Below are 20326 nucleotides of genomic sequence, written 5' to 3' on the forward strand. Positions count from 1 at the left end.
GCCGCCGCCGCCATGCAGACAACCCTGACCGACCACACAGCCCCCATCGCCCGCCCGGACCTGCGCTTCATGCTGGCCCATCCGGCGCATGTGATTGCGCTGGGTGCCGGGTCGGGCCTGGCCCGTCACGCGCCGGGCACGGTCGGCACACTGTGGGCCTGGGCCGCCTTTGCGCTGCTGCAGCCCTGGATGAGTGACCTGGCCTGGGCACTGACCATCGGTCTGGGGACACTGGTGGGCTGGTGGGCCTGCACGGTGACCGCCAGGCACATGCGCATCGCCGATTCCGGTCATATCGTCTGGGACGAGGTGCTGGCCTTCTGGCTGATCCTGTGGCTGATTTCTCCCACCGGCTTGCTGGGGCAGGCGGTCGCCTTCGGTCTGTTCCGCCTGTTCGACGCGGTGAAGGTGGGGCCCATGGCCTGGGCCGACCGCCAGTTCAAGGGCTTTGGTCCGCGAGGAGGATTTGGCATCCTGCTGGACGACTTCGCGGCCGCGTTCTGCACCCTGCTGGTGATCGCGCTTTGGCGTTTTGGAGGATCGGGATGAGCCATGCATCGGAAGCCAGCGCGCTGGTCGTCTCGCTGGCAGCGGCGTTGCGCGAACGCGGCCAGCGGATGGCCACCGCCGAAAGCTGCACGGGTGGCTTGATCGCCGGAGCGTGCACCGACATCAGTGGCTCCAGCGACTGGTTCGACCGGGGATTCGTCACCTATTCGAACCTGGCCAAGACGGAGATGCTGGGCGTGCCCGCCGAGCTTCTGGACCGCCACGGCGCGGTCAGCGCCGAAGTGGCGAGCGCCATGGCCTCGGGCGCGCAGCAGCGGGCTGGCGTCGCACATGCCCTGGCGGTCACCGGTGTCGCCGGACCGACCGGCGGCTCCGAGGCCAAACCCGTGGGCACAGTCTGGATTGCATGGGCCACACCGTCGGGCACCAACGCCGAGGTTTACCGGTTCCCGGGCGACCGCCGGGCCGTTCGGGAGGCCACCGTGGTCGCTGCCCTGAAAGGGATGCTCACACGCATCACATCGGGGACCTGACAGACCCGGATACCGATCCGGACAGATGGACGGACGGGACGGTGGTGATTTTTCACACAGGCGTGGGGGCACCGTGCGACAGCTCCCGCATTGGGCATGCGGGGAACCCCTGTCTGGGACTAAGCTAGAGGTTTGCAGCCCACGGCCGAAGCGCTCGGGGTGCTGCGATCCGACTGCACATACATGCCCCTATCCCGATTCGTTGCCTGGTGGCGAGACCTGATGATGCGCCCGGCCGTCGCCGACGAGACGACGGCACCGTCATGGCCCGACAGTCGCCCGACCTCAGAGTCTCCTGCGCTGGCCCACGAACTGGATGTGCAGACGGCCATCATCGAGCATCTGGAGTGGTGCCTGCTCTTCAACGACCGTCTGGCTGGCCACAGCCTGCTGCCCGGGCAGCCGAGCAGCCTGCCGGGCTCAGCCGACAGCAAGCTGGGGCAGTGGATTCGCCGGGCGGGCAGCGAGGCTGTCGGGCGCCACCCGGCCTTCGCCGCGTTGCGCGATGAGCATCGGCGGTTTCATGACCTTGCCGAACAGGCCCTGAACCTGGCACGCCAGAACCGGATGGATCAGGCCAGCACGCTGCTCAATACCGACTTCGAACGCAGTCGGGTCCGTGTGATCGAATTGCTGCGGCAGATCCAGAACGGGTGATCCGGGCCGCTGCACATCCCACGGCTCAGGCGCCGTGGCACTTCTTGAACTTCTTGCCGCTGCCGCACCAGCAGGGGTCGTTGCGACCAGGTTCGCCGGTCTTGCGCGCCGGGGCCACGCGCGGACCCAGGCTGTGCCAGATCCGGTGCAGGTCGTAAACCGCCCAGATGGCGGCACCAAAGGCATTGGCCCGCTCGTCACTGACACTGGGCGGCCCCTCCTCATGGTGCATGTTGAAGGTCGGCGCGGCGGTATCGTCCTCGGTGAGCGCCACCAGGGTGGCCAGTGCCTCGTCGATCCATGCGGCAGTATCGCGGTCCCGGGGAAGTTCCCATTCCTCGGCCCAGTTCTCGACCACGAACATGAAGCCCAGCGCCCAGACCTGACCGAAGGCGGGCAGTTCCTGGGACGCCATCTCGGCACGCTCGGCGTCGGGCAACATGGCGACGGCCCCGCGCAGGTCCATGACCTCGGGGTGATAGGTTCGCTCGTCTTCCAGCGTCTCGACATCCAGGGACAGCGCCTGTGCGACCTCGGCCTCCCGGCGTTGCCACAGCGTCATGAACCGGCTGCGTTGGGCCTCATCGGCAAACCACGCCTCCCCTTCCTCGCCGGGCTGTCCGGCCGGGCCGGCCGCAATGCCGAGGACCAGCGGCAGGTACTCGTCCACCGGCACCGGGCGGCGTGTGCACAGCAGGGCCGCCATCACGCCCTCGCAGAATTCCCATTGGGGCACATCCTCGCCGCGTGTGCGCAGGTCGTCCAGGATGGCGTCGAGTTCGTCGAACTCCTCGGGGCTCAGGGCGGTGGTTTCAGTGGTCATGTGGTGGAAACGGGCGGCCGCCCGGCATCGGTTGAAACAGTGGAGAGGGCAATGGGCACCAAGGCACGGGCAACGGGCACGCCCAGCCGGGCCAGACGTCGCGTCATGCACAGGACCGCCTTGTCCTTGCTCAGCAGTGCGGCACGGTGGGCCACCGCCAGATCGACGAACTTCTGGTCGTCCTCGTCCTTGCAGCGGTAGGGGGCGCGCGGCGCCTCCGGGACCAGCTGCACCCACGCGTCCCAGTCGGCGAGCACCGCCAAAGCGTCGCGGTCGCGCGCCTGCAGTCTGCGGGCGATCTGGGGATAGGCCAGCACACGGCGCAGCTCTTCGCGCATGGCGGCGCTGGCCAGCCAGCCGAGCGCCCCCCCGCTCAGGCCATGGCGCAGCGAATCGCAGGCCGGGTCATCGAACACCAGCAAATCCAGGGCAATGTTGGTGTCGATGACCAGAGACTGGCGCGCCATGTCACGCATGGGTCGGTGGCGACGCGTCACCTGCTCGGCGAGCGACCAGGTCAAAGCGGAACAGGCGGCATTCGATCGGTCCGTTCCACATCGGGACACGCCGGGACTCCTTGAAGCGCATCCGCCCTGGCAACTTGAGGTCCGGCGTCAGCAGCCAGGCGCTCCAGCCCGCATAGTGGGTCTTCCAGTGCGTGGCCAGCCGGGCAAAGAAGTCGCTGCCGTCACTGCCGTCGCTCATCTGGGCGCTTTCACGGCCCAGGGCCGCCGCCGGTACGGCCTCCGGGGGGCGAGCCCCCACCGTGAATGTGCGCGGCGCCCGGGCCGCCGAGCGCGCATCGGCCCGCTCGCGGGCGTTCTGTCCCGCCACGCCGGCCGCAGCGATACGCTCGCCATAGGGCGGATTGAGCAGCAGCACCCCCGGGCGCTCTGTCGGTGGCATGCGCTGCAAGGCATCGCCCCCGCGCAACTCGACCGCAAACGCCACGCCGGCACGCTCGGCATTGCGCTGCGCAAAATCGACCATGCGAAACGCCACATCGCTGCCAAAGACCAGCGGGTGGTGCCCGGCCGGCCATTCGCGGCGCTGCCGTGCGGCCTCATCCTTGAGGGCATGCCAGACATGAGGCTGGAAGGGCTGCAGACGCTCGAACCCGAACCGGCGCTGCAAACCGGGCGCAATCCGCAGGGCCACCTGTGCCGCCTCGATCACCACGGTGCCACTGCCGCAGCACGGATCGTAAAGAGGCGGAATGTCGTCCAGCGGCTGATCGGCGGCCGCGTCCCAGCCAGTGGCTGCGATCATGGCGGCCGCCAGGGTTTCCTTCAGGGGCGCATCGCCCTTGTCCACGCGCCAGCCGCGCTTGAACAGCGGCTCTCCGGAGGTGTCGATATAGAGGGTCGCGCTGTCGCGTGTCAGGTGGACGTAGATGCGCACATCGGGCCGCGCCGTGTCGACGCTCGGGCGCTGGCCCCGCTTGGCCCGAAAACGGTCACAGATGGCGTCCTTGACCCGAAGACCTGCAAAGTTCAGGCTCTTGAACGGGCTGTGCTGGGCAGTCACCTCGACCTTGAAGGTCTGTTCTGGCGAAAACCAGATCTCCCAGGCAACGTCACCCGCCGCGTCATACAAGGCCTGTTCGCTGTGGCAGGGGCCGTGCGAGAGCTGCACCAGCACGCGCTGGGCCAGCCGGCTGTGCAGGTTCAATTTGAGGGCGTCGCGCCAGGACCCGGTCAGCGCCACGCCGGCGCGGGGCCTGGCCACGGCATCTTCCCCCGTGATCCGCCGGACTTCGGTGGCCAGGTAATCCTCCACGCCGGCGGCGCAGGGCAAGAACAATTGCAGGGAGTTCACAGCTGTTTCCGAAGGTTGGCGGGTGCGATGCGCAGGGCCTCGCGGTATTTGGCCACAGTGCGCCGGGCGCACTCGATGCCCTGCTCCTTGAGCAGATCGGAAAGCTGATTGTCCGACAGGGGCTTGGCGGGGTCTTCGGCCGTGATGAACTGCTTGAGCAGGGCGCGAACCGCCGTGCTGGAGGCATTGCCACCGGTCTCGGTACCCAGCGAAGATCCGAAGAAGTACTTGAGTTCGTAGGTGCCGAATGGCGTGGCCATGTACTTGGCGGTGGTCACCCGGCTGATCGTGGACTCGTGCAGGCCGAGTTCGTCGGCGATCTCGCGCAGAACCAGCGGCCTCATCGCCAGCTCACCGTGCATGAAGAAGTTGCGCTGCCGCTCGACGATCGCACTGCTGACGCGCAGGATGGTGTCGAACCGCTGCTGGATGTTCTTGATGAACCAGCGGGCCTCCTGAAGGCGTTGCTGCATCGCTGCGTGACCGCCCTCGGCGTCCTTCGCGCCGCGCCCCTGTTTCAGGGCGCCGGCGTAGGCGTCCTGCAGGCGCAGGCGTGGCATCACATCCGGGTTGAGCTGCACCTTGAAGCCCCGTCCCGCGCGGCTGACGATCACGTCCGGCACGATGACATTGCGCTCGGCATCGGCAAAGCGCCGCCCCGGTTTGGGCTCCAGGGATGCAATCAGCGCCAGCCCCGACCGCACGAGGTCCTCTTCAAGACCGCACAGGGCGGCCAGCCGGCGCACATCGCGGCGAGCGATGAGTTCGGTCGGCTGCTGGCAGATGGCCAGTGCCGCCTGCGCCTGGGGACTGTTGCGCAGTTCCAGGATCTGCAGACGCAGACATTCGCGCAGATCGCGCGCACCGACACCGGAAGGGTCCATGCTGTGCAGCCAGCCCAGCGCCATCCGCAGGTACTCACCGGCCTCGTCCCGCTCCTCGGGGGCCGGGTCGGTGCCGGCGTCCGGGTACAGCTGGCGCCAGAAATCCGCAGCCAGTTCCTCGAGCGATTCGGTCAGGTACCCGTCCTCGTTGAGGGATTCGATCAGGAAGTACAGCGCGGCCTGCTCGTGCGGGTTCAGACGCAGACACCGCGCTTGGTCATGCAGGTGCGCCTGCAGCGTCACGGGTGTGCGGGCCAGATCCGCGGCACTGCGGGAGTCATCATCGTCACCCGTCCCGCGGGCGGGAGCGTCGCCGCCCCACTCGGCATCATCGGGTGCCATCTCGACGGACCCGTCGCCGTCCCAGCTTTCTTCCAGCGGACTGCTGCCGTCCGCCTGCGCCTCGATGTCCGAACCATCGTCTGAAGCAGGACCTTCGGTCGCGGCGTCGGTCTGCACCGCCTGCTCCGCGATCCGGTCACCGGCGGGCACCGGGGCATCCTGCTGCTCCAGTCCGAAGGCCTCACGGTCTGCCTGCTCGTCCCCGCGCTCCAGGAACGGGTTCTCGTCGAGCATCTGCTCGACTTCCTGGGCCATCTCCAGGGTGGACAACTGCAGCAGGCGGATCGATTGCTGGAGCTGGGGCGTGAGCGCCAGATGCTGCGAGACCCGCAGCGACAGTCCGGGTCTCATCACATCCGGAAGTGCTCGCCGAGATACACCCGACGCACATCCGCGTTGTCGATGATCTCGGCCGTCGTGCCGCTGGCCAGGACCTGGCCGTCGCTGATGATGTAGGCGTGATCGCAGATGCCCAGGGTCTCACGCACGTTGTGGTCGGTGATGAGCACACCGATGCCACGCCCCTTCAGAAAACTGATGATCTGCTGGATCTCGATCACGGCGATCGGATCGATGCCGGCAAACGGCTCATCCAGCAGGATGAAACGGGGACTGGTGGCCAGGGCGCGGGCAATCTCGACCCGACGGCGCTCCCCTCCCGACAGGGACGGTGCAGGGGAATCGCGCAAATGGTCAACGCGCAAATCCTTGAGCAGCTGGTCCAGCCTGCGTTCGATCTCGGGTACGGTCAACGCCCGGCCTTCGGCGTCCTTCTGCAATTCGAGCACCGCCCGGACGTTCTCCTGGACGGTGAGCTTGCGGAAGATGGACGCCTCCTGGGGGAGGTAACCCAACCCCAGGCGCGCGCGCCGGTGGATGGGCAACTGCTCGATACGGCGGTCATCCAGAAGGATCTCGCCACCGTCGGCGCGCAGCAGTCCGACGATCATGTAGAACGAGGTGGTTTTGCCAGCGCCATTGGGCCCGAGCAGTCCGACGACTTCCCCCTTGTCCACGGTCAACGAGACATCCTTGACCACCACGCGGCTGCCGTAGGACTTGCGCAGGTTCCGGACCTCCAGACGACTCTGGTAGGCCATCGGGGACGGCGGTGTCGACATGCCCCCCGTCACTTGCTTTTCTCTTGCAGGGACGTGCTCGGACGCAAGTTGGCCGGATCGGCCGCCGCCGGCGCCTGGGGAGGCAAGGGGTTACCCTGTGCGTCCTTCTGGATCGGGGTCAGCATGGCGCGCACACGGCCCGAGGGATTGGCGGCCGTCTTGCTGCCCGGACCACCCTTGACCGTGTAGATCTCGGTCTGGCTGTTGTAGGTGATCTGGCTGCCGACACTCTCGTCGTTGAGGAACGTCCCGCGGTAGCGGCGCATGACCGCCTGGCCGGTGAACACCACGGTTTCGGTCTGGCTCTCGTACTCGATCTTCTCGCCCTCGCCCTCGATCCACTCATCCAGACCTTCGCGCTTCTGACGGAAGAAGGCCAGTTTGCCAGGCGAACCGGTGAGCACCCCGAACTGGTTGCCGGCCGGATCCTGACGGACATCGGCACGGGCACCCCTCATGATGATGGTGCCCTTGGTGATGACCACATTGCCGGTGAAGACGCTGGTCTGCTTGACGTCGTCGTAACGCAAGGCATCGGCCTCGATGTTCATCGGCTTGTCGCGGTCGGCCAGCTCGGCCAGCGACACCGAGGGGACCAGCAATGCCGCAGCCATGACCAGCAGGGCCTGACGCGTCGCCTTGAGAGAAGGAATGAAGTGGGTCATGACTTGAGGGGGCACGATTCTTGCGATTCGTTTCATTGTAGCGGTGCCCATGCCGCCTGCACCGCCGGAGCGCACGGGCACACCCCCAAGCCGGGGGGATGTGGCACCCCCGGTACAGATCGGCAAGCTCAGCCCTTGCGGATCTCGGCGATCAGGGCGTTGGCCACCTGAACCGTACGGGGACCCTGTCCGGCCACGGTGAAGCGCCCGCCCACACCCAGGGCGGGTGTCCCTTCAATCTGGTAGGCATCCTGCAGCTGCACGGCACGGCGAGCCTTGCCGGTGACCGAGAAGGAGTTGAACAGGTCACTGAACTTCTTCTTGTCCACGCCCTGTTTGACGATCCAGTCGGTGATGGCCGACTCGGTCATCAGGCGCTGTTTGTCGACATGAATGGCGCGAAACACCTTTTGGTGCAGGCCATCGAGCTGGTCCATGGCCTCCAGCGTGTAGTAGAGGCGCTGCATGGGCACAAACGCTTCGCTGAAGGCCACCGGCACGCGCCGCGCCACCACACCGGCGGGTGCCTTTTTCTTCCAGTCCTCGAACACCGGTTCGAAGTTGAAGCAGTGGATGCAGCTGTAGGCAAAGAACTCGAGCACCTCCACCTGACCGGCCGGCGCATCGGCGGGCACGGGGCGACCGAGCTTGATGTAGTCGGAGCCCTCCTTGAAGCCGCCGATGCTGGCCTGCGCCCAGCCCGGCACCAGGGCTGCGGAAGCACCGAGCGCCAGCGCGCCGGTGGACAGGACATGACGGTGAAACTCTCGACGTTGCATTTTCAGGGACTCCTTGATGACCAGATGTTGGCTGGTTGGGGCGACGTGGCGCGCAAAAAGTTCCGCAGGCAGCGCTCAGCGCTGCACCCTGACCAGTGCGGCCTCGACCCCGTTGACCTCCAGCTGCTCACGGGTCGCGTCGGCGGCGCTGCGCTGGTTGAACGGGCCAACACGGACCCGGAACACCGGACGGCCATTCTGCTCGCGTTCGGTGACATCGGCCGCGATGCCCAGCATCGCCACCCGTGCGCGCTGGCTCTCGGCTTCCTGCTGGTTGCGGAAGGCCCCGACCTGCACAAAATAGATGAAGGGCTCCGCGGGCACGGCGGCAGACGGCGCGTCCTCCTTGCGCTGACCCTCCCGGGACTGCAGCAACTCGGCGATCGGGTCACGCGACTCGGCCTTCGGCGCTGCCGGGGCCGTGTCGGCCTCCTTGGCGGCGGGTTTGCTGTCCTCGTCGGTCTTGGGGGCCGCGGGCACCGGCGGAGGCGCCGCCGGCTTGACGCCGAGCTGGGCATTCGGATTCCAGCCCTTGTTCTTCTCGGCCTCGGCCGCATCCTGCTCGGGCTTGCGCGACAAGCCCCGATCCACAAAAGGCACCGGCACCTTGGTCACATAGACCGCCACGGCCAGCGCGATGCCCAGGCCGGCCAGCAAGCCAAGGACGAAGCCGATCAGGGTCCCCCCCTGAACCCGGCGTGACCGGGCAATGCGAATGTTCATGTCTGATCCGGTTACATCTTCTGCGGCGCGCTGACACCCAGCACGGCCAGACCATTGTGCAGCACCTGGGCCGTGGCGGCGACCAGCGCCAGACGCGCCTGCTTGACGGCCTCGTCGTCGACGAGGATGCGCTCGGCGTCGTAGTAGCTGTGGTACGCCGCCGCCAGCTCGCGCAGGTAGAAGGTCACGTCGTGCGGGGCGAAATCGGTGGCGGCCGCGCTGAGCATGCCCGGGAACTTGGCCAGCTGCAGCATCAGCGCCTGGGCCGCCGGTGTATCCAGGGCCGACAGGTCCACCTGCCCCAGGGTGTTGACGTCGCCCCCCCAGCTGGCCAGCACCGAGCAGATGCGCGCATGGGCGTACTGCACGTAGTACACCGGGTTGTCGTTGTTCTTCTGGACCGCCAGATCGACGTCGAAGGTGTACTCGGTGTCGGGCTTGCGCGAGAGCAGGAAGAAACGCACCGCATCCTTGCTGGTCCATTCGATCAGGTCGCGCAGCGTGACGTAGCTGCCGGCGCGCTTGCTGATCTTGACCTCTTCGCCGTTGCGGACCACGCGCACCATGGTGTGCAGCACGTAGTCGGGGTAGCCCTGCGGAATGCCCACACCGGCCGCCTGCAGGCCGGCACGCACCCGCGCGATGGTGCCGTGGTGGTCGGTGCCCTGAATGTTGATCACCTTGTCGAAGCCGCGCTCCCACTTGGTGATGTGGTAAGCCACGTCCGGCACGAAATAGGTGTAGGACCCGTCGCCCTTGCGCATGACGCGGTCCTTGTCGTCGCCGTAGTCGGTGGTCTTGAGCCACAGGGCGCCGTCCTGCTCGTAGGTCTTGCCGGCCTCGCGCAGCTTCTGCACCGTGGCGTCGACCTTGCCGCTGGTGTAGAGGCTTGACTCCAGGTAGTAGTTGTCGAACTTGACGGAAAAGGCCTTGAGGTCCAGGTCCTGCTCGTGACGCAGGTAGGCCACGGCAAAGAGGCGGATGTCGTCCAGCGCATCCGGATCACCGCTGGCGCTGAATTCGCGGTCGTCGGAATGCACCGTCTTCTTCGCCAGGTAGTCGTTGGCGATGTCCTGGATGTAGTCGCCGTTGTAGGCGGCCTCCGGCCACTGCTCGTCGCCGGGCTTGAAGCCCTGGATGCGCAGCTGCGTGCTGGTGGCCAGCGTGCCGATCTGCACGCCCGCGTCGTTGTAATAGAACTCGCGGTAGACCTCCCATCCCTGGGTCTCGTACAGGTTGCAGATGGCATCGCCCAGGGCGGCCTGACGGCCGTGCCCCACGTGCAGCGGACCCGTGGGGTTGGCGGACACGAATTCGACCATCAGGCGGCGGCCGTTGGACGGCTGGCAGCCGAATCGGGCGCCCTCGGCCAGGACCTCGCGCACGATCTGCTGCTTGGCCTCGGGCTTGAGGCGGATGTTGATGAAGCCGGGGCCGGCGATCTCGATATCGGCCACCCATTGCTGGTAGACCGGCAGCGCCAGCAGCGCCGCCTTGAGCTGATCGGCCACCTGGCGGGGATTGGCCTTGAGCGGCTTGGCCAGCTGCATGGCGGCGGTGACGGCGAAGTCACCGTGCGCGGCCACCTTGGGCGATTCGAAGGCGGCCTTGTCACCGGCGCCGGGGGCCAGTTGTTCGAGCGAGGCGGCCAGGCCCGCCAGCAATTCCTGTTTGATCTTGAGCATGGGGCAGGATTTTAGGTTCTCGGCGCCTCAGGCCGTCCGCAAGTGTTCCCGAGCGGCCGCCTTGACAGCGGCCGTCAGTCGCTGGGCCGACACCGGCTCACGTGCCCAGTGCTGCCAGTACAGCGCCACATCCACCGTGGCATCGGGCAGCACCTCGACCAGGCCTGGCCTGCCCGACAGGCTTTGCTCGGGCACCATGCCCCAGCCCAGACCCAGTTCGATGGCACGCTCGAAGGCATCCACGGCCGGTGCGAAATGGCGGGGGTAGTTCGGCTGTCGCAGGCCGAAGTGCTGCAGCAGGAACGCGTCCTGCAGCGCATCCTTGCGATTGAAGATGATGGCGGGATGGGCCAGCAGCTTGTGTGGCGAAACCGCGCCGCGTGACGTTCGGCAGCGCTGCACCACCGCCGGGGCGGCCACACAGCGGTAGCGCATGATGCCCAGCGGCTCGGCCACACAGCCGCGCATGGGCTGCGCCAGCGTGGTCACGCAGCCAATCACGTCCCCGCTCTTGAGCGCGTCGTGGGTGTGGTCCTGGTCGTCAATCATGATTTCCAGCAACAGGCGGTGGCGCTGCAACAGGGCCGCCACACCCGGCAGAAACCAGCTGGCCACGGAATCGGCGTTGATGGCCACGCTCAGGCTCTGCCACGCCGCCCCGGCACGGGATTCGGTGCCACCCTGCAGTCCGGCCAGCAGGTCGGACTCCATCAGCCGGACCTGCTTGACATGGGCCAGCAGCGCCTGCCCCGCGGCGGTCGCCCGCACAGTCTTGCCCCGCACCAGCAGACGCTGGCCCAGGTGCTCTTCCAGCGACTTGATGCGCAGCGACACCGCCGCCAGGGAAAGGGACAGCGCCTGCGCGGCGGGGCCGAATCCGCCGTGCTCGACCACCGCGGCCAGCGCATCCAGTTGACGGGCATCAAGCATTTGAAATTTCTTGAGTAAATCTAGATTTATTGAAATCAGTTTAACAAGATGCGACTGAGGGGCACACTTCGAACCCATTGATTCCACCGAACGATGACGGAACCTGTCATGACCCTGAGCTTTCCTGTTTTCTCCGCCGGCATGGTCCTGAGCCTGTCGCTGATCATGGCCATCGGCCCGCAGAACGCCCACGTGCTGCGCATGGGCCTGCAACGGCAGCACCTGTGGCTGACCGTCCTCACCTGCGCGCTGGCCGACATCGTCCTGATCTCGCTGGGGGTGCTGGGGCTGGCCCAGCTGGGCGGCCTGTCGGACAAGTTGCTGGGGGCGCTGATCGGTGCCGGCGTGCTCTTCCTCGGCGTGTATGGCTGGCAGGCCTTTCAGCGCTTCCTGCACCCCCGGGTCATGCCGGCCGCCTCGGCCATCCCGTCCGCACAGGTGCCGGTCACACGGCGCCAGGCCGTCGTGTCGGCGCTGGCCTTCTCCTGGCTGAATCCGCACGCCTGGCTGGACACCGCCGTGCTGATCGGCACCGCCTCACTCGCCTACGGGCAGGGCAGCACCGTGTTCGGCCTGGGCGCCGCGGCAGGTTCCGTGGTGTGGTTTCTGGTGCTCGGGTTTGCGGCCTTCTGGTTGGGGCGACGCCTGAATTCGCTGCGCATCTGGCGACTGCTCGATGGTGCGGTGGCGCTCATGATGTGGGGCACGGCGGGCTGGCTGCTCACCTCGCTGGTCTGAAGGAGCCCCGGATGAAACCGCTTCGCTCCGCCGACGCGCCCGTGACCATCTTCGGTCCGGACTTCCCCTTCGCCTACGACGTCTGGCTGACGCACCCGCAAGGCCTGGCCACGCTGCCGGTCCACGCACACGGCACCGAGGTGGCCATCGTCGGTGCCGGCATGGCCGGCATGACCGCGGCCTACGAGCTGATGAAGCTGGGCCTCAAACCCGTGATCTACGAGGCCTCGCGCATGGGCGGACGGCTGCGGTCGCAGCCCTTCGAAGGTGGGCAGGGCGTGGTGGCCGAGCTCGGCGGCATGCGCTTCCCGGCCTCGTCCACCGCCTTCTTCCACTATGTAAATCTGCTGGGACTGGAAACGAAGCCTTTCCCCAACCCCCTCACGCCCGCCGCCGGCAGCACGGTGGTGGACCTGGAAGGTCAGACGCACTACGCGCGCACCCTCGCCGACCTGCCGCCCCTGTTCCGGGAGGTGGCCGACGCCTGGGCCGCCGCGCTCGATGAATTGGGTTTCGGCGAACTGCAGCAGGCGCTGCGCCAGCGCGACGTGCCCAGGCTCAAGACGCTGTGGGACGCGCTCGTGCCGCGGTGGGACGACCGCACGTTCTACGACTTTGTCGCCCAGTCCGAGGCGTTTTCGAAGCTCTCGTTCCGCCACCGCGAGGTGTTCGGGCAGGTGGGCTTCGGCACCGGTGGCTGGGACTCGGACTTCCCCAACACCATGCTGGAAATCCTGCGCGTGGTGCTGACCGGTTGCGACGAGGACCAGCACCTGATCGTGGGCGGCGTGCAGCAGGTGCCGCTGGGTCTGTGGCGGCACGCGCCGGCGCAGATCGTCCACTGGCCGGCCGGCACCACACTGGCGAGTCTGCACGGCGGTGCCACGCGACCGGGCGTCACCGCCATCCGGCGTGCCGTATCAGGCCAGCTCGCCGTGACCGACCACTGGGGCACGGTTCGCGAGTACCCCGCGGTGCTGGTGACCTGCCAGAGCTGGCTGCTGACGACGCAGATCGCGGTCGAAGAGTCTCTGTTCTCGCAGAAGCTGTGGATGGCGCTGGACCGCACGCGTTACATGCAGTCGAGCAAGACCTTCGTGATGGTCGACCGGCCGTTCTGGAAGGACGTTCAGCCCTCGACCGGCCGCGACACGATGAGCATGACACTCACCGACCGGCTCACGCGCGGCACCTACCTGTTCGACAACGGGCCGGACAAGCCTGCTGTCATGTGCCTGAGCTACGCCTGGATGAGCGATGCCCTCAAGATGCTGCCGCACCCGCCGGCCAAACGCGTGCAGCTGGCGCTGGACGCGCTCAAGAAGATCTACCCCAAGGTGGACATCGCAGGCCACATCGTCGGCGACCCCATCACGATTTCGTGGGAGGCCGATCCCTATTTTCTTGGCGCTTTCAAGGGTGCCCTGCCCGGCCACTACCGCTACAACCAGCGCATGTACGGCCACTTCATGCAGGACGGGCTGCCCGCCGCCGAGCGCGGCATTTTTCTGGCCGGTGACGACATTTCGTTCACGCCCGCCTGGGTGGAGGGTGCGGTGCAGACCTCGCTCAACGCGGTGTGGGGCATCGTTCACCAACTGGGCGGCCGGTGTCCGACGGACAACCCCGGACCGGGTGACTTGTTCCCGCACATCGGGCCGGTGGTCTTGCCCGACTGAACAGCCGCAGGCAGGATTGAGTCATGGACGATCTTCACATTGCCCTCTGGCAGACAGCCTATGTCGCCTCCTCCCCCGAGGCGCTGCAGCGCCTGGAGACAGCCGGTGCCCAGGCACACGCGCAGGGTGCCGATCTGATCGTCAGCCCGGAGATGTCGCTGACTGGCTATGCCATTGGTGCCGAAGCCATCGCCGACCAGGCCGAACCAGCCGATGGTCCGCTGGCACAAGCGGTCGCTGCCATCGCTCAGCGCCTTGGCATCGGCATCGTCTATGGCTACCCGGAACACAACCCCACCGGCAAACCATTCAACGCCGTGCAGGCCGTCGGTCCCGATGGAACGCGGCTGATGAACTACCGCAAGACCCATCTGTACGGTGAACTGGATCGTGACCAGTTCAGCCCGGGTGACGCTGCCCCTGCCGTTTTCGGTTGGCAAGGCTGGCGCCTGGGCCTGCTGATCTGCTACGACGTGGAGTTTCCGGAAGCGGTTCGGCTGCTGGCGCTGCAGGGGGCCGACGCCGTGCTGGTGCCCACGGCGAACATGACGGGCTTCGAGGAGGTGCCGCGGCTGCTGGTGCCCGCACGGGCCTGCGAGAACCGCCTGTTCATCGCCTATGCCAATGCCTGCGGTGCCGAGGGCGCCCTGCACTATGGAGGCCTGAGCACGGTCGCTGGCCCTGACGGGCAGATCATGTCGGTGTCCGACACGCAGTCCTCGCTGTGCTGCGTCAGACTGGACCAACCGTCGCTCGCTCAGGCCCGGTTGGGATCGCCGCTGAACGCCCGCCGATCCGACCTGTACGGTCCGCTGACCGGCAGCCACGCCGGCCAGGCCTGACGGTCAGAGCAGTTCGGCGCCCGCGGCCTGGGCGCGGATGAAATCGCTGACCTGGGGTTTGGCCAGGTTGGAGAAAAAAGTTCTGCCGCCGGGGTTGCAGCCACCGGTGCCCGCCGACACCAGCCCCACGACCACCTGACGACCGCCAATCACCCGCGTGGCAGGCCCCCCGGAATCTCCCGGGCAGGCATTGCTCAAGGTGCCGTCGTAGGTGATGCGCAGGTAATCGTCGCGAACCTCGTCAATGAGCGCCGACCCCACCGAGAGGACGTAATCCGGTGCGCCCCAGCCCGACAGCAGGATGGCCTGCCCCTTGCCGGAGGACTGGCTCAGCATGACCGGCACAGCGGGTGAAGGCAGTGGATCGGCAAAAGACACGACCGCCACATCGTTGACGAAGTACTGCGGAGTCTCGGAGAACGCCGGATGCGCCACCCAGGACTGGGCGCGCACCTGGGTGGCGTTGCCCTGCCCGTCCCAGAGTACCCCGACCACCGCCCTCGCCGACGCATCGACGCAATGGGCCGCGGTGAGTACGCGACCAGGCGCCACCTTGACACCCGAGCAGGAACCCACCTCACCATTGCGGTCGACCACCAGCAGCAGCAACACCGGCGTGGAAGCCGAGGGAACACAGGCCGTGCCATTGGCCACCAGCGGTTGCGTGCCAATGCTGCTGCAACGTTGCACCGGATCGGTGATGGACGCCTCGGGGTCATCTCCACCGCCGCCACAACCGCCCAGCAGTGCCGCCAGCACCGCCCCCATGCACCCCATCCGTCGCCACATCATGTGTCTGCCCTGTTCCTGATGTCCTGTTCCGGGTGCATGTTAGTCGAACCGACCCGGTTCGGGCCCAATCACCCTTGGGCAACCCATCAGCGCGCCGACCAGAAATCCGGCTGGGCGTAGTGGTGCTTGAGGTAGTCGATCCAGAGACGCACGCGCAAGGCCAGATGCCGTCGCTGGGGGAAAAGCGCATAGATGCCGTTGGGCGGCGCCGCAAACTCATCGAGGACCGTGACCAGGCGGCCGCTGGCGATGTCCGACTCCACCTCCCAGGTGCTGCGCCAGGCGATGCCGAAACCGGCCAGACACCACTCGTGCAGCACCTGCCCGTCGGAGCAATCCAGCGGCCCTCCCGGCCGGAGATGGATGATGTCCTTCTCTCCCGACTCGGCACCATCGCCACGTTCGCGCGGAACGGCAAATGCCCAGCCCCGCGTCTGCGAGGCATCAGAGGACAGGGTCAGACAATCGAAGCGCACGAGATCGGCCGGAGTCTGCGGCACCCCGTGCTGCTGCAAATACCGGGGCGTGGCCACGCACAGGCGCCGGTTGTCGGCCAGTCGCACGCTCACCAGGGAAGAGTCGGGCAGGTCGCCCACGCGCACCGCGCAGTCGTAACCTTCACCGGCCACATCGACCACCCGGTCACTGAGGTTGAGCGAGATGGTGACCTCGGGATGCAACTCCCGGAACCTGGGGACCAGCGGGGCCACATGGCGGCGGCCGAAGCCCGCCGGCGCCGTGATGCGCAAGTGGCCGCTGGCCTTGACCCCGCCTGCGCTGACGCTGGCCTCGGCGTTGGCCAGATCGACCAGCAGGCGCTGACAGTCCTCCAGGAACGCCGACCCTTCATGGGTGAGGGTGATGCGCCGCGTTGTGCGCACCATCAGTTTGACCCCCAGCCGGGTTTCCAGGGCATCCAGACGCCGTCCAATGACCGCGGGTGCCACCCCTTCGGCCCGTGCGGCAGCCGTCAGGCTGCCGCGCGAGGCCACCGAGACATAGGTTTCGAGTTGCTTGAGCTTGTCCACAGGCGCAGATTACATCCAAAAAAGTCATCGATCCATCGAATGACAGTTATTTAATGCCAGCAGACGTATCGAATAACATGTGAAGCACGGCGTACACCCAGGCCATGCCTGATGCCGCCCACGTTTTCCCAGCATCCGTCCATTTGTTGAGGTCCTTGCCATGTCCGCCACCACCTCCCGCACCACGGTTCACGGCCTGCAGGTCGCCACCGAGCTCTATGATTTCGTCAACCAGCGCGTGTTGCCCGGCACGGGTGTCAGCGCCGAGTCCTTCTGGAAAGGCTTCGACGCCATCGTGGCCGACCTGGCGCCCAAGAACGCCGCCCTGCTGGCCGAGCGGGACCGTCTGCAGACCGAGCTGGACACCTGGCACAGCGCCAACCCCGGCCCGATCTCCGACATGGTGGCCTACCGCAAGTTCCTGGAAACCATCGGCTACCTGGTGCCCGAGCCCAAGAAGGTCAAGGCCACCACCAAGAACGTGGACGACGAGCTGGCCACCCAGGCCGGCCCGCAGCTGGTGGTGCCGATCCTGAACGCCCGCTATGCGCTCAACGCCGCCAACGCGCGCTGGGGCAGCCTGTACGACGCGCTGTATGGCACCGATGTCATCAGCGAGGACAAGGGTTGCGAGAAGGTCGGCAAGAAGGGCGGCTACAACCCCAAGCGCGGCGCCAAGGTCATCGAGTACTGCCGTTACGTGCTGGACCGCTGCGCCCCGCTGAAGAAGGGTTCGCACGTCGGCTCCACGGGCTACAAGGTCAACAAGGACGGTGAGCTGGTCGTGGGCCTGGCCGAAGGTGGCACCTCCAAGCTGGCCGACAAGAGCCAGTTCATCGGTTTCCAGGGCGAGGCCAAGGCGCCGACCGCCGTGCTGCTCAAGCACAACGGCCTGCACCTGGAGATCCAGATCAACCGCGCCACCCCGATCGGCAAGACCGACCCGGCCGGCGTGAGCGATCTGGTGGTCGAGGCCGCGCTGTCCACCATCCTGGACCTGGAAGACTCCGTGGCCGCCGTGGACGCCGAGGACAAGGTGCTGGCTTACAGCAACTGGCTGGGCATCCTGCAGGGCACGCTGACCGAGTCGTTCGAGAAGGGCGGCAAGACCATGACCCGTGGTCTGAACGGTGACCGCGAGTACACCGCCCCGAATGGCAAGACGGTGCGCCTGCATGGCCGTTCGCTCATGTTCGTGCGCAATGTGGGCCACCTGATGACCAACCCCGCCATCCTGTGGGGTGCGGAAGGCAAGGAAATCCCCGAAGGGATCATGGACGCCATGATCACCACGGCCATCGCCATCCATGACCTGAAGAAGACCAAGAAGGACGCCATCCGCAACTCGCGCAAGGGCTCGGTCTACATCGTCAAGCCCAAGATGCACGGCCCCAAGGAAGTGGCCTTCGCCGCCGAACTGTTCAGCCGCGTCGAGCAGGTCCTGGGCTTGCCGGAAGCCACCGTCAAGCTGGGCATCATGGACGAGGAGCGCCGCACCTCGGTCAACCTGAAGGCCTGTATCGAAGCCGCTGCCAGCCGCGTCGCCTTCATCAACACCGGCTTCCTGGACCGCACCGGCGACGAGATGCACACCGCCATGCTGGCCGGCCCCATGATCCGCAAGGGCGACATGAAGACCAGCGCCTGGATCCAGAGCTACGAGCGCAACAACGTGCTGGTGGGTCTGTCTTGCGGCCTGCGCGGCAAGGCGCAGATCGGCAAGGGCATGTGGGCCATGCCCGACCTGATGAAGGCCATGCTGGAGCAGAAGATCGCCCACCCCAAGGCCGGCGCCAACACCGCCTGGGTGCCCTCGCCCACCGGTGCCACGCTGCACGCCCTGCACTACCACCAGGTGCTGGTGTCCGACGTGCAGAAGGAACTGGAAAAGATCGACGCCAGCAAGGAGCGCGACAACCTGCTGACCGGCCTGCTGACCGTACCGGTGAGCGCCAACCCGAACTGGACCGAGGCCGAGAAACAGGCCGAGCTGGACAACAACATCCAGGGCATCCTGGGCTATGTGGTGCGCTGGGTCGACCAGGGCGTGGGCTGCTCCAAGGTGCCGGACATCAACGACGTGGGCCTGATGGAAGACCGCGCCACGCTGCGCATCTCCAGCCAGCACGTGGCCAACTGGCTCCACCACGGCATCGTGACGGAACAACAGGTGCGCGACACCTTCGAGCGCATGGCCGCCAAGGTGGACAAGCAGAACGCCGGCGACAAGCTCTACCAGCCCATGGCCGGCAACGCCAAGACCAGCAAGGCCTACCAGGCCGCGCTGGACCTGGTGTTCAAGGGCAAGGAGCAGCCGAGCGGCTACACCGAGCCGCTGCTGCACGCCTGGCGTCTGAAGGTGAAGGCGAGTTAAGTCCACCCCTGCGCCGCACCTGCGGTGCTTCACCCCTCAAGGGGGCAACGCCTGCGGCCTGGCAAAGCCAGTTCCGCGGCGTTCTGGACGGAAACACGGCGCCTTTGGGCGCCGTTGTGCTTTTGGCCAGAGGACAATCGCTGCCATGCAGCTTCAATACCTGATCTTCGACGCCAGCGACGATGGCGAGGGCAACGGCAGCTGGGAAGCCATGGCCAGCGTACCCCCCGACGAGCTGTCCACGGTGATGGCCGAGGTGCGGGCGGTTGAGGCGGCGGCACAGTCCGACGCGCCGGGTCCGCGTGGCGCGCTGGACGACGGAGGGGCGTGGGATCTGGATATCCAGACCCTGCCCGATGGAGACGAGCGGGTGTCGGTCACGCTCACGCTGACCGGCCCCTGGGCATGGGGCGAAGACTTGATCGGGCGCCTCAGCGCCCCTTGAACACCGGTGGGCGCTTCTCGCGAAACGCCGCCACGCCCTCGGCCGCGTCCTCGCTGAGCGCCAGGCGCTGCTGGGTGGCGTCGAAATCGGCCATGGCGGCCTGTGGCCCCTGCTCCACCGCCTTCAGGGCGTTGAGCCGGGTGGCGATCACGGCCAGCGGCGCCTGACGGGCAATGCGTTCGGCAATCCGCAGCGCCCCATCCAGTTCCTGACCCGCCGGAACCACACGCTGCACGAAATTCAGGCGCAGGGCCTCCGCGCTGTTGAAGTCATCCCCCGTCAACAGGTGCAGCAGGGCATTGCCCAGGCCGGCGCGCTCGGCCATGCGCAGGGTGGCGCCGCCCGTGGCCATGATGCCGCGCGCCACCTCCAGCTGCGAGAAGCGGCCGTCGTCCGCCGCGACCACGATGTCGGCCGCCAGCATGAGCTCAATACCCAGGGTGAAGGTGATGCCCTTGACCGCCACCACCAGGGGTTTGGTGCGGCGGCGCCAGCCGGCGTCGCCCAGGTTCAGCGGATCGACCAGACCATGGGGCACGGCGTATTCGCCACGCTGCATCAGTGGCGCAAAGGCGGGTAGGTCCAGCCCCGCGGTGAAATGATCCCCGATGGCGTGCAGCACCCCCACGCGCAGCACCGGGTCGTCATCCAGCCGGGTGTAGGCCTCGGCCAGGGCACGCATCATGGTGGGCGTGAAGCCGTTGCGCTTGGCGGGGCGATCGATGCCGATCATCAGGATCGGGCCGCGCACCTCAGTGAGGATGCGACCTTCGGCGGGAGCGGGTGTCGTGTCCATGGGGACATGGTAGGACGGCCGATCCACCCCTGCGGTCACCTTGGCGTCGGCTCGGATCACGAAAAAGCGGGAATCCGCCGGTCTGTTCGGGCTCAAGTGGCTATCGGGTCCTGCCGATGAGCACGCACGTTGCGGCCTTTGCGACCCCACGGTGGCCGCGAA

At 66.9% G+C, this 20326-nt stretch carries 21 protein-coding genes; 8 read left to right on the top strand and 13 right to left on the bottom strand.

What is annotated here, in order from left to right:
- Nucleotides 1–12 precede the first annotated feature (12 nt).
- The 3 genes from ACFQNJ_RS12665 (at nt 13) to ACFQNJ_RS12675 (ending at nt 1700) form a co-directional block, all read left to right on the top strand.
- A complete protein-coding gene (locus ACFQNJ_RS12665; RefSeq protein ID WP_374641769.1) occupies nt 13–549 on the top strand; it encodes a phosphatidylglycerophosphatase A family protein in 537 nt (178 codons plus the stop codon).
- Entirely contained in the window at nt 546–1043 is a 498-nt protein-coding gene (locus tag ACFQNJ_RS12670; protein WP_382257928.1) for a CinA family protein, read from the top strand. The genes ACFQNJ_RS12665 and ACFQNJ_RS12670 overlap by 4 nt, the downstream gene beginning before the upstream one ends.
- Before the next feature lie 183 nt (nt 1044–1226).
- Nucleotides 1227–1700 (top strand): CZB domain-containing protein, encoded by a 474-nt coding sequence (locus ACFQNJ_RS12675; RefSeq protein WP_382257931.1) that lies wholly within the window; start codon nt 1227–1229, stop codon nt 1698–1700.
- 25 nt (nt 1701–1725) lie between these two features.
- On the opposite strand, the gene ACFQNJ_RS12680 is transcribed toward ACFQNJ_RS12675, so the two are convergent.
- The 10 genes from ACFQNJ_RS12680 to ACFQNJ_RS12725 all read right to left on the bottom strand — a co-directional run bounded on the left by ACFQNJ_RS12680 (nt 1726) and on the right by ACFQNJ_RS12725 (nt 11470).
- Complete coding sequence (locus ACFQNJ_RS12680; RefSeq protein WP_374641775.1) at nt 1726–2523, bottom strand: UPF0149 family protein; 798 nt, start codon at nt 2521–2523, stop codon at nt 1726–1728.
- On the bottom strand, nt 2520–2990 hold the full coding sequence (locus ACFQNJ_RS12685; RefSeq protein ID WP_382257935.1) for a putative toxin-antitoxin system toxin component, PIN family: 471 nt from the start codon (nt 2988–2990) through the stop codon (nt 2520–2522). The genes ACFQNJ_RS12680 and ACFQNJ_RS12685 overlap by 4 nt, the downstream gene beginning before the upstream one ends.
- A gap of 1 nt (nt 2991) precedes the next feature.
- The gene (locus ACFQNJ_RS12690; protein WP_382257938.1) at nt 2992–4341 is read right to left on the bottom strand and encodes a THUMP domain-containing class I SAM-dependent RNA methyltransferase; all 1350 of its coding nucleotides are present in this window, start codon (nt 4339–4341) and stop codon (nt 2992–2994) included.
- Nucleotides 4338–5918 (bottom strand): RNA polymerase factor sigma-54, encoded by a 1581-nt coding sequence (rpoN, locus tag ACFQNJ_RS12695; RefSeq protein WP_382257941.1) that lies wholly within the window; start codon nt 5916–5918, stop codon nt 4338–4340. Before rpoN ends, ACFQNJ_RS12690 begins: the two co-directional genes overlap by 4 nt.
- Nucleotides 5918–6688 (bottom strand): LPS export ABC transporter ATP-binding protein, encoded by a 771-nt coding sequence (gene lptB, locus ACFQNJ_RS12700; RefSeq protein ID WP_374641782.1) that lies wholly within the window; start codon nt 6686–6688, stop codon nt 5918–5920. The genes rpoN and lptB overlap by 1 nt, the downstream gene beginning before the upstream one ends.
- Before the next feature lie 8 nt (nt 6689–6696).
- Complete coding sequence (gene lptA, locus ACFQNJ_RS12705; protein WP_382257945.1) at nt 6697–7353, bottom strand: lipopolysaccharide transport periplasmic protein LptA; 657 nt, start codon at nt 7351–7353, stop codon at nt 6697–6699.
- A 128-nt stretch (nt 7354–7481) separates the two neighbouring features.
- A complete protein-coding gene (locus ACFQNJ_RS12710) occupies nt 7482–8132 on the bottom strand; it encodes a thiol:disulfide interchange protein DsbA/DsbL (protein WP_374641786.1) in 651 nt (216 codons plus the stop codon).
- 75 nt (nt 8133–8207) lie between these two features.
- A complete protein-coding gene (locus tag ACFQNJ_RS12715) occupies nt 8208–8855 on the bottom strand; it encodes an SPOR domain-containing protein (protein WP_382257949.1) in 648 nt (215 codons plus the stop codon).
- Between the two features lie 11 nt (nt 8856–8866).
- Nucleotides 8867–10540 carry an arginine--tRNA ligase gene (gene argS / locus ACFQNJ_RS12720; RefSeq protein ID WP_382257952.1) on the bottom strand — a complete coding sequence of 558 codons (1674 nt, stop codon included), beginning with the start codon at nt 10538–10540 and terminating at the stop codon, nt 8867–8869.
- A 27-nt stretch (nt 10541–10567) separates the two neighbouring features.
- Nucleotides 10568–11470, bottom strand: a complete 903-nt coding sequence (locus ACFQNJ_RS12725) for an HTH-type transcriptional regulator ArgP (RefSeq protein ID WP_374641792.1) — start codon at nt 11468–11470, stop codon at nt 10568–10570.
- A gap of 108 nt (nt 11471–11578) precedes the next feature.
- Between ACFQNJ_RS12725 and ACFQNJ_RS12730 the strand changes: the two genes are divergently transcribed.
- Genes ACFQNJ_RS12730 through ACFQNJ_RS12740 form a run of 3 tightly spaced genes read left to right on the top strand, consistent with a single transcriptional unit; the run spans nt 11579 to nt 14729 of the window.
- Nucleotides 11579–12208, top strand: a complete 630-nt coding sequence (locus ACFQNJ_RS12730; protein ID WP_374641794.1) for a LysE/ArgO family amino acid transporter — start codon at nt 11579–11581, stop codon at nt 12206–12208.
- An 11-nt stretch (nt 12209–12219) separates the two neighbouring features.
- Nucleotides 12220–13887: a flavin monoamine oxidase family protein gene (locus ACFQNJ_RS12735; RefSeq protein WP_382257956.1), complete on the top strand. Its 1668-nt coding sequence runs from the start codon at nt 12220–12222 to the stop codon at nt 13885–13887.
- A gap of 23 nt (nt 13888–13910) precedes the next feature.
- Complete coding sequence (locus tag ACFQNJ_RS12740; protein WP_382257959.1) at nt 13911–14729, top strand: carbon-nitrogen hydrolase family protein; 819 nt, start codon at nt 13911–13913, stop codon at nt 14727–14729.
- Nucleotides 14730–14732: 3 nt separating this feature from the next.
- Here the strand turns inward: ACFQNJ_RS12740 and ACFQNJ_RS12745 are convergent, their stop codons facing one another.
- Together ACFQNJ_RS12745 and ACFQNJ_RS12750 are read right to left on the bottom strand one after the other, a co-directional pair.
- Entirely contained in the window at nt 14733–15521 is a 789-nt protein-coding gene (locus tag ACFQNJ_RS12745; protein ID WP_374641800.1) for a S1 family peptidase, read from the bottom strand.
- An 86-nt stretch (nt 15522–15607) separates the two neighbouring features.
- Complete coding sequence (locus ACFQNJ_RS12750; protein ID WP_382257963.1) at nt 15608–16549, bottom strand: LysR family transcriptional regulator; 942 nt, start codon at nt 16547–16549, stop codon at nt 15608–15610.
- A 160-nt stretch (nt 16550–16709) separates the two neighbouring features.
- Here ACFQNJ_RS12750 and ACFQNJ_RS12755 point away from each other — a divergent pair, with 160 nt between their 5' ends.
- Together ACFQNJ_RS12755 and ACFQNJ_RS12760 are read left to right on the top strand one after the other, a co-directional pair.
- The gene (locus ACFQNJ_RS12755) at nt 16710–18923 is read left to right on the top strand and encodes a malate synthase G (RefSeq protein WP_382257966.1); all 2214 of its coding nucleotides are present in this window, start codon (nt 16710–16712) and stop codon (nt 18921–18923) included.
- A gap of 145 nt (nt 18924–19068) precedes the next feature.
- The gene (locus tag ACFQNJ_RS12760) at nt 19069–19368 is read left to right on the top strand and encodes a hypothetical protein (protein WP_382257969.1); all 300 of its coding nucleotides are present in this window, start codon (nt 19069–19071) and stop codon (nt 19366–19368) included.
- Here the strand turns inward: ACFQNJ_RS12760 and ACFQNJ_RS12765 are convergent.
- A complete protein-coding gene (locus ACFQNJ_RS12765; RefSeq protein WP_382257972.1) occupies nt 19355–20164 on the bottom strand; it encodes a crotonase/enoyl-CoA hydratase family protein in 810 nt (269 codons plus the stop codon). The two genes, ACFQNJ_RS12760 and ACFQNJ_RS12765, sit on opposite strands and share 14 nt — an antisense overlap.
- Nucleotides 20165–20326: the final 162 nt, after the last annotated feature.

It is taken from the genome of Hydrogenophaga bisanensis (assembly GCF_042665135.1).
GTDB lineage: Bacteria > Pseudomonadota > Gammaproteobacteria > Burkholderiales > Burkholderiaceae_C > Hydrogenophaga > Hydrogenophaga bisanensis.